This is a genomic window from Mesorhizobium sp. M1409, assembly GCF_040317535.1.
GTDB lineage: Bacteria > Pseudomonadota > Alphaproteobacteria > Rhizobiales > Rhizobiaceae > Mesorhizobium.
In genome coordinates, this window is sequence record NZ_JAMYKV010000035.1 from 67,349 (window position 1) to 74,694 (window position 7,346).

8 protein-coding genes and 2 pseudogenes are annotated in these 7,346 nt (G+C 61.9%); 1 reads left to right on the forward strand and 9 read right to left on the reverse strand.

Annotated elements, in window-relative coordinates; genetic code table 11:
- Positions 1 to 2: 2 nt before the first annotated feature.
- From NKG99_RS23945 to NKG99_RS35995, 7 genes and pseudogenes are all read right to left on the reverse strand, one after another.
- Positions 3 to 1,217, reverse strand: coding sequence for an arginine deiminase (locus NKG99_RS23945; protein ID WP_352871213.1), 1,215 nt, complete (start codon positions 1,215 to 1,217; stop codon positions 3 to 5).
- A gap of 13 nt (positions 1,218 to 1,230) precedes the next feature.
- Complete coding sequence (arcD, locus tag NKG99_RS23950) at positions 1,231 to 2,697, reverse strand: arginine-ornithine antiporter (RefSeq protein ID WP_352871215.1); 1,467 nt, start codon at positions 2,695 to 2,697, stop codon at positions 1,231 to 1,233.
- A 137-nt stretch (positions 2,698 to 2,834) separates the two neighbouring features.
- Positions 2,835 to 3,425 carry an NAD(P)H-dependent oxidoreductase gene (locus NKG99_RS23955; protein ID WP_352871216.1) on the reverse strand — a complete coding sequence of 197 codons (591 nt, stop codon included), beginning with the start codon at positions 3,423 to 3,425 and terminating at the stop codon, positions 2,835 to 2,837.
- 32 nt (positions 3,426 to 3,457) lie between these two features.
- Complete coding sequence (locus NKG99_RS23960; RefSeq protein ID WP_352871218.1) at positions 3,458 to 3,844, reverse strand: hypothetical protein; 387 nt, start codon at positions 3,842 to 3,844, stop codon at positions 3,458 to 3,460.
- Between the two features lie 88 nt (positions 3,845 to 3,932).
- Complete coding sequence (locus NKG99_RS23965) at positions 3,933 to 4,178, reverse strand: hypothetical protein (protein ID WP_352871219.1); 246 nt, start codon at positions 4,176 to 4,178, stop codon at positions 3,933 to 3,935.
- A gap of 48 nt (positions 4,179 to 4,226) precedes the next feature.
- A complete protein-coding gene (gene trxC, locus NKG99_RS23970) occupies positions 4,227 to 4,658 on the reverse strand; it encodes a thioredoxin TrxC (RefSeq protein WP_502911040.1) in 432 nt (143 codons plus the stop codon).
- A pseudogene (locus NKG99_RS35995) lies at positions 4,552 to 4,800 on the reverse strand (hypothetical protein); the annotation flags it as partial. The gene trxC and the pseudogene NKG99_RS35995, both read right to left, overlap by 107 nt.
- Before the next feature lie 2 nt (positions 4,801 to 4,802).
- On the opposite strand from NKG99_RS35995, the pseudogene NKG99_RS23975 reads away from it, so the two are divergent.
- Positions 4,803 to 4,886, forward strand: a pseudogene (locus NKG99_RS23975) (hypothetical protein); the annotation flags it as partial.
- Positions 4,887 to 4,922: 36 nt separating this feature from the next.
- On the opposite strand, the gene NKG99_RS23980 reads toward NKG99_RS23975, so the two are convergent.
- A complete protein-coding gene (locus NKG99_RS23980; protein WP_352871223.1) occupies positions 4,923 to 6,476 on the reverse strand; it encodes a bifunctional aminoglycoside phosphotransferase/ATP-binding protein in 1,554 nt (517 codons plus the stop codon).
- Between the two features lie 50 nt (positions 6,477 to 6,526).
- Entirely contained in the window at positions 6,527 to 6,925 is a 399-nt protein-coding gene (locus NKG99_RS23985; protein ID WP_352871224.1) for a c-type cytochrome, read from the reverse strand.
- Between the last annotated feature and the right edge of the window lie 421 nt (positions 6,926 to 7,346).

Genomic DNA, 7,346 nt, shown 5'->3' on the forward strand with positions numbered 1-7,346 from the left:
GGTCAAATCGGGTCGCGGACAATCGGACAGGTCATGCAGTGACCGCCGCCGCGGCCGCGGCTAAGCTCGGCGCCTTCGACCGTGATCACTTCAATTCCGGCGCGGCGCAGGAGTGTGTTGGTGTAGACGTTGCGGTCGTAGCCGATGACCACGCCGGGCTCGACCGCAACGACATTGTTGCCGTCATCCCACTGCTCGCGCTCAGCTTCGTAGCGGTCGCCGCCGGTGGCGATGATCCGCAGCGACTTCAGTCCAAGGGCTTCGGCAACCACAGCCGTGAACGGTTTCGTCTCATCCGTGACCTCGACCGCCGCTTTTCCGTCGCCTGGCCGCAGCGAGAAGGTGCGCAACCGGTCCACCACCGGCGGGTACATGGTGACAAGGTCACGATCACAGAAGGTGAAGACGGTATCGAGATGCATGAAACCGCGGTCCCGCGGCATCAGGGCGGCAATCACGCGTGTCGCTTCGCCGGCAGCGAACAAGCTGCGCGCAAGGTCACCCACGGCTTGCGGCGTGGTACGCTCCCCCATGCCGACGAGGACCGTTCCGCCACCGATCGGCATGACATCTCCGCCTTCCAGGCTGGTGCCAGTGCCCAGATCTGGTGAGACGAAAGGAATACCGCTGTCGCGGAAGCGGGGATGGAAGCGGTAGACGGCTTCGACATTGGCCGCTTCCGGGCGCCTGGCGGGCCAGTACATGGAATTGACGGAAACCGAGCCGTAGATCCAGCAGGAACTGTCGCGGGTGAAAAGCTGGTTCGGCAGCGGCGGCAGTACGAAATCCTGGGGGGCCAGCGTTCTTCCGGTCAAACCTTTGGGCTCGAAAGGAAGCTCCGCCCGGGCAATGCCGCCGACAAGGTAAGACGAGAGCAACTCTGGCGGCATCTCGTTGAGCCATCCGCGCATCTCGTCGACCATGTCGAGCCCGACGACGCCGGGATGTACGCGGCGGTCGAGAAGCCAGTCGCGGGCCTTGTTCAGGCTCATCGTCTCAGCCAGGAGTTGCCCGAAGGAATGCACCAGCACGCCGCGTTCACGCAACGCATCGACGAAGACATCGTGCTCCTGGCGAGCCCGCTTGACCCACAGCACATCGTCGAAAAGCAGCGCCTTGCAGTTCTCCGGTGTCAGCCTGCGCAGGCTGAGATCCGGGCGATGGACCATCACCTCGCGCAGACGGCCGACTTCGGAATGCACACCCAGGCTTGTCATCGCGCCGCTCCTCTCACAGCGGGCTGACGGCGCCGGTCCATATCTCGTAAACGGCGAGGATGGCGACAGCGATGAGGGTTGCGGCGAGGGCTGCTTCGGCAGGATGGAACACGCGCTGATCGGTTTCGCGGCGCGCCCACACGTAGAAGATGATGCCGGGCGCATAGAGGATCGCGCACATGAACAGGTATGCAGGTCCCGCTGCGTACACGAGCCACAAACCATAGACCGTTGCCAGCAACCCCGCGAAAAGCGGACCGGCGCGTTGTTCATTGCCCTCGTAGCTTTCTCCGGTCAGCGCGAGCTTGGCAGCGTAGGCTCCGGAAAAGATGTAGGGCACCAGAATTGCGGCCGACGCGATGTAGAACAGCGCTTGATAAGTGCTTTGTGCGAAAAGTGTGATCAGCAGGAACGCCTGCACGAGCAGATTGGTAATCAGAAGGGAGATCGAGGGCACGCCACGCTCGCTTTCCCGGCCGAAGAATTTCGGCATTGTCCCGTCCTTGGCGGCGACATGGGGAATTTCGGCTGCAAGCAACGTCCAGCTCAGGAAGGCGCCGACCACCGACACCACAAGCGCGATGTTGATGAGGATAGCGCCCCAGGGACCGACAACCGCCTCCAATACGCCCGCCATTGATGGGTTCTTCAGCGCGGAGAGTTCAGGTTGGCTGAGGATACCGAGCGACAGCAGCGACACCAGAGCGTAGAGCGCAAGGCAGGTGAAGAAACCGAGAATTGTCGCCATGGCAATGTCCTTGCGGCGCTCGGCCCGGCCGGAAAATACGCTGGCGCCTTCGATGCCGATGAACACCCACAGGGTCACCAGCATTGTGCTTTTCACCTGTGCGGTGATCGAGCCGAGACTGGCGTTGCCCAGACCGGTGAAGTCGAGGGACCAGACTTGCAGTTTGAAGGCGACGGCAACAACCCCTGCGAACAAGACGATCGGAGCGATCTTCGCCACCGTTACAATGAGGTTGATGATCGCCGCCTGCCGGATGCCGGCGAGAACCAGGATATGGATCAGCCACAAAAGGATCGATGCGCCGAGCACGGCCTGCCAGGTGTTTCCGTCGCCGAACGCCGGAAAGAAGTAGGACAGGGCGCTGAACACGATCACCGCGTAGGAGACGTTGCCGACCCAGGCACTGATCCAATAGCCCCACGCGCTGGTGAAGCCGATGAAGGGACCGAAGCCGGCCTTGGCGTAAGCGTAAGGCCCGGCGTCGAGCTCGGGCTTGCGGGTCGCAAGCGATTGATAGACGAAGACCAGCGCCAGCATGCCGACCGCGGTGATGGTCCAGCCAATCAGGATTGCGAGGGGACCAGCACCTGCCGCCATATTCTGCGGCAGGCTGAACACGCCGGAGCCGACCATCGAACCGATCACCAATGCGGTCAGGGAACCCAGTCGAAGTTTCGTTGGCGCCGCGGTCGCGACTTTGCGAACAGGGATGTTGAAATCAGCCGTAGTCATGATGCTCTCCCAAAATTGAAGGCTCTGATGGGTGGTAATGAAGCCGGGAAAAGAGCCGGCAGCCTTGACGCGGGTCAAATCGATTTTGGCAGCAAATGGTGATGTCGCGTCGCAGCTCGGATATCAGGATCGCTGGCCTAAAGCGCTCGCTCGCCGAGCGTGCGCATCTGTCGGATCCACTTCGCCCGCTTTGCATCGCCGGCGCCAGCGACCATGCCGAACAAGGTCTCGCGCACCGGACTGATGCCGACAAAATGCAGGATGCTTCGCCGCATGCCGGCGATGCCGTGTCCGAGGAACCATAGGCGGTAAAGAACAGAAGGCATGCCCATCGTCACCAGGACGCGCGCGGAGCGGCCGCGAAGCAGCGTCCTGGTGAACCCGCTGCCCTTGTCTGGGTACGCAAAGGCTGTTCCTGGTCGCATTACCTGCTCCAGAAATGCCTTGAGCATGGCCGGCATGGTTCCGAGCCACAGCGGGAAGACAAAGACAATGTGCTCGGCCCAGACGATCGCTTCGGTGGCATCCCTGAGGCTCTCCGGGATTACGCCGTGTTCGAAATCCCGCATCGTGCGCAGCATCGGAAAATCGATTGCTGCCAGATCGACCCGGCGGACGGCGTGTCCTGCCTGTTCCGCGCCCTCGCCGTAGGCCTTGGCAAGACCGCGGCAGAGTCGGTCCGGGGCGGGATCGGGGTGGCCGACTACGATGAGGACGCGTCGCGACATGGTTTACCTCCAGGGAGTTTGCCCCAAACGGGTCAAGGCCGTTCCACTTGTGCCACTTGGTAGGTGTGCATGGTGCCGTTGCGCGCGATCGACACATATTCGCCGGTCACGAACCGCTCATCGCCGAGATGAAAGCCGATCTCGTCGTCGCGATCGCCTTCGGCATAGTCGAAATACCATTGCCCGCCAGGCTTGCGCCTCAGCCGGCCGATCAGATCTTCCTCGCCATTGCGAAACCGGCGAACACGGCAAGAAGCCTTGTGCGATTTCCACTCTTTCGCATCGAGCCGGCCTTCGCCAGTCAATGGGGCGAGCACATCGTAGCCCTCCTCGCGATCACCTTCCGGATGGCCTTTTTCGCGGGCGAGCAGCAACCGAACATGGCGGAAGTTGGGGGTGAGGTCCTTCAAACTTGTCATGGCAAACTCCTTTCATGGAGTCCCATAGAACGGTGGACGGCCTTGGCCCTTGATCCGTATCAAAGGAGGCTCGACAACCGCGCTTCTATCAAGGGCTGACCAACAACATGGCGCCGTAGCCGGCGGTCGCGGCGACCAGGGTTGCGCCGGCCAGCGGCAACCAGAACCTGATTGGACCGGCAAACGCCGCCAGCGACAGCCGGCCGATCGCATTTGCCCCCAACGCCGGCCTGACCGATAGTGTCGACGGGGACCGACTGCTTGACCACCGCAACGCACTGAGCACCGAGATATCGACATCGAACATGCCTGCCAGCGCCGAACTTGCCAGCACGCCGCAGCCGCCGAAATGAGCTGCCAGCCCTCCATTGCGCGGCGACTTTCAAGCGGTGATCGTCGGCAAGCGGTCGCGAATCCACCTGACAATCTGGCCCGCTGTCATTGCGCCGGATGTGCGCGCGATTTCGCGCCCGCCATGAAAGAGGATCATGGTCGGGATGCTGCGAATTCCGAGCCTTGCGGCGACAGCCTGCTCATTTTCGGAATTGAGCTTGATCAGGCGAACATGCGGCTCGAGTTCAGTTGCCGCCGCTTCATAGGCCGGTGCCATCATCTTGCAGGGGCCGCACCAGGGTGCCCAGACGTCGACGACAACGGGCAGGCTGCCGCGCGCGATCTGACGATCGAAAGTCGCGGCGTCGACGTCTTCAGGGTGCCCCGAAAATAGCCTGGTCCCGCACTTTCCGCATTTCGCCTCCATTGCATTGCGGGCCGGCGGCAGGCGGTTGATCCCACCGCATTTGCCGCAAACCACCAGATTCTGCTGTGCCATGGCCATTCACCGATTTTGCTATCGTCCACTTTGCGCGCCCGAGATGTCCATCGCCAAGGGCGCGCAACGCATTCAGGATAACCGCTACGTCTATCCCCTCCTGAAGCAGCGCACCGGCAACGGGCAATTCCCAATCCGCGCAAATTCATCTCGGCCGCCCGTGCGGCGGCACACGTCACGCCGGTGATCGCGATCAAGTCGGGCCGGCACAACGCTCGATCTCCGTTGAGGTCGATCACCTTGCAGTCAGGAGGCTGTGCGCAGGGTTTCGAAGGTACCGCTATCGGAAAACCTTCTCAACTCCGAGACGATATCGGTAGGCCCCCGACCAGCGTCGACCTTTCGCCAGGTAGATTGAGTGGCATTTCGCTGCAATTGCCGCGAGAGGATATCGATGGTGGCGTCTGAAGGACCCCCCTTGCGCTCGCTGACCCGTTGCCAGAGAACAAGCGGATCGGCTTCCAGCCAGAATCCGGCGACAGCCACGCCCCTGTCACGTGCCGCCTTCTCGATACGGTCACGATCGGCAGGCCTGTCAAACACTGCATCAGCGACAACCGATCCACCCTCCGCGAGGATCAGGCCGGCCCGCCACGCCATTTCGCGGTAGACGCGGTCGGAGACCTCTGGTCGATAGGCTCTATCCGGCAGCCTGGTCTCGGCCGGCACTCCGTGCATGGCCTTGCGGATACGGTCGCTTTCGACAATGCGGGCGCCGGGCGGCGCGCCGACATGGGCGGCGAGCGCCTCCGCAACGGTCGTCTTGCCGGAACCGCTGAGGCCGCCGATGGCGACGAGCCGCGGCGGGGCTTCCTGGAGGAAGTTTCTGGCAAGGTCGAAATAGGATCTCGCCTCGGCAGTCAACGTGTCGGAATCGGCACTGCCTTCCTCGACTTGCGTCGCGGTGACATGGGCGCGCACGGCAGCCCGCACCGCCATGAAAAAAGGCAGCAGGATGAACCCGTCCTCGTCGTCAGCCTCATCGAGATAGCGGTTCATCACGAGATTGGCGAGCTGCGGAAAACCGCGATGCCAAAGGTCCATCAACAGGAAGGCAAGGTCGTAGAGGACGTCGACAGTTGCAATCTGGTCGTTGAATTCGATGCAATCGAAGAGGCGGGGCTCGCCGTCGAAAAGGCAGATGTTGCGCAGATGCAGATCGCCATGGCACCGGCGGATCTTACCTGCTGCTTCCCGGCGGTCGAGCAATCCGGAATGCCGGGCGAGGGCGGTGCGGAAGGCCTCGGCAAAAGTCTCGATCTCCGGTTTTGTGAAAACATGGCTGGTCGCAAAGCCGGCCTCATTGATGTCCAGCACACTCGCCAGATTGGATGAGCCGCTGCCATGGTGGATCGTCGGGGCGGTACGGTGGTAGCCGACGATCATGCGCGCAACCGCGGTCATCAGCGCCGGCGACAATTCTCCGGCGGTTGCCATACGATCGAGAAGCTTCGACTGGTCGAAGCGGACCATCTCGATCGCCGCATCGACCATTTGGCCGGTGCCATCGAAAGCCAGTTTGCCGTCGGCTTCGCGCGTAATGCGACGCACCCCCAGATACAGGCCGGGTGCGGTCTTCGCGTTGAGTTCCACCTCTTTCTCGCATGCGGCAAGCCTGAGCGCCGGCGCCGAGAAATCCACATAGGGCAGCTTGACCGCGCGTTTCATCTTGTAGGCCCGCCGGCCGATCAGAAAGATACGCGAGATATGGGTTTCGATCGCCTCGACCGGCTCGGTCGTGCCATATGAAGCAGGATCGAGCAGAAACGCGACAGCGGCTTGCTGGTTCTCAACGATCATGTCTGCCTCCTTGTGCCGGTGTCGCGCGCAAGCGTTTCCAATCCGGCGTGCTATTGCTGCAATGTCTGGACATAACCAGCCAGCTCATGAATCCGTTCCGTGGTGACGATCTCTCCAGCGTTTGGGCCGTATTTCCTGGCGTCATCGGGGAGGAATTGGCGACCCCAGACCGGCATGTCCCGATCGCCATGCTCCGGCACCATGGTGCGGCCATCGATCACCGCGAAAACGCGCCAGTAGGGGAACTCGCCGCCATTGTCTTTCGAAAGACGGGTGAGGTCAGCCGGGCGCTTCACCAATTCGTCGCCGAGCGGTCCATCGCCGCTGCCCTCGGGACCATGGCAGACGGCACATGAGTTCATGTATTCAGCCTCGCCATCGCCCAGTCCCTGGGCGGCGGCCGCATTCAAGGCCAAACCCGCGAGCGCCAGCGCGATCGAAAATTTCATCTGCGTTTCCCCGACTGATTGGCTGAAGCCTACAACCTTGGTTCGCGAGCACGTTGATGCGGATCAAGTGGCGCTGCACCAAAGATGTTTGATTCAGCGCAATGAACCCACCAGCCCTTCTCACTTCCGCTTGCGCAGCGATACGAGGAGTTTGCGGCGTCCGGACCGAGCCAGGGCGAGGGCGATCTGAAGCTCGCCGCTGAGCGGATTTTCGGGGGTGTCGCCAAGTCGAGGATCGACGTTCGGTCGCTGCCGGTCTTGATGGCGCGATAGCAAGTCAACGGCAGGAAGAAACGGGCCCGCGCATTTGCACGGCCGTGACAATTATTGAATCCAGTACCTAGCACCGCAAAGCCCCCGCGTGAACGGCGGGAACATCTTAAAACAAAATACGGAAAAAAAACTGACGGGAGCGCTGCCG

Excerpts from the sequence above, each read along its gene's own strand:
- NKG99_RS23985 (WP_352871224.1), bottom strand. The coding sequence starts at position 6,925 with ATGAAATTTTCGATCGCGCTGGCGCTCGCGGGTTTGGCCTTGAATGCG.
- NKG99_RS23980 (WP_352871223.1), bottom strand. The coding sequence starts at position 6,476 with ATGATCGTTGAGAACCAGCAAGCCGCTGTCGCGTTTCTGCTCGATCCT.
- NKG99_RS23945 (WP_352871213.1), bottom strand. The coding sequence starts at position 1,217 with ATGACAAGCCTGGGTGTGCATTCCGAAGTCGGCCGTCTGCGCGAGGTG.
- arcD (WP_352871215.1), bottom strand. The coding sequence starts at position 2,697 with ATGACTACGGCTGATTTCAACATCCCTGTTCGCAAAGTCGCGACCGCG.
- NKG99_RS23960 (WP_352871218.1), bottom strand. The coding sequence starts at position 3,844 with ATGACAAGTTTGAAGGACCTCACCCCCAACTTCCGCCATGTTCGGTTG.
- NKG99_RS23955 (WP_352871216.1), bottom strand. The coding sequence starts at position 3,425 with ATGTCGCGACGCGTCCTCATCGTAGTCGGCCACCCCGATCCCGCCCCG.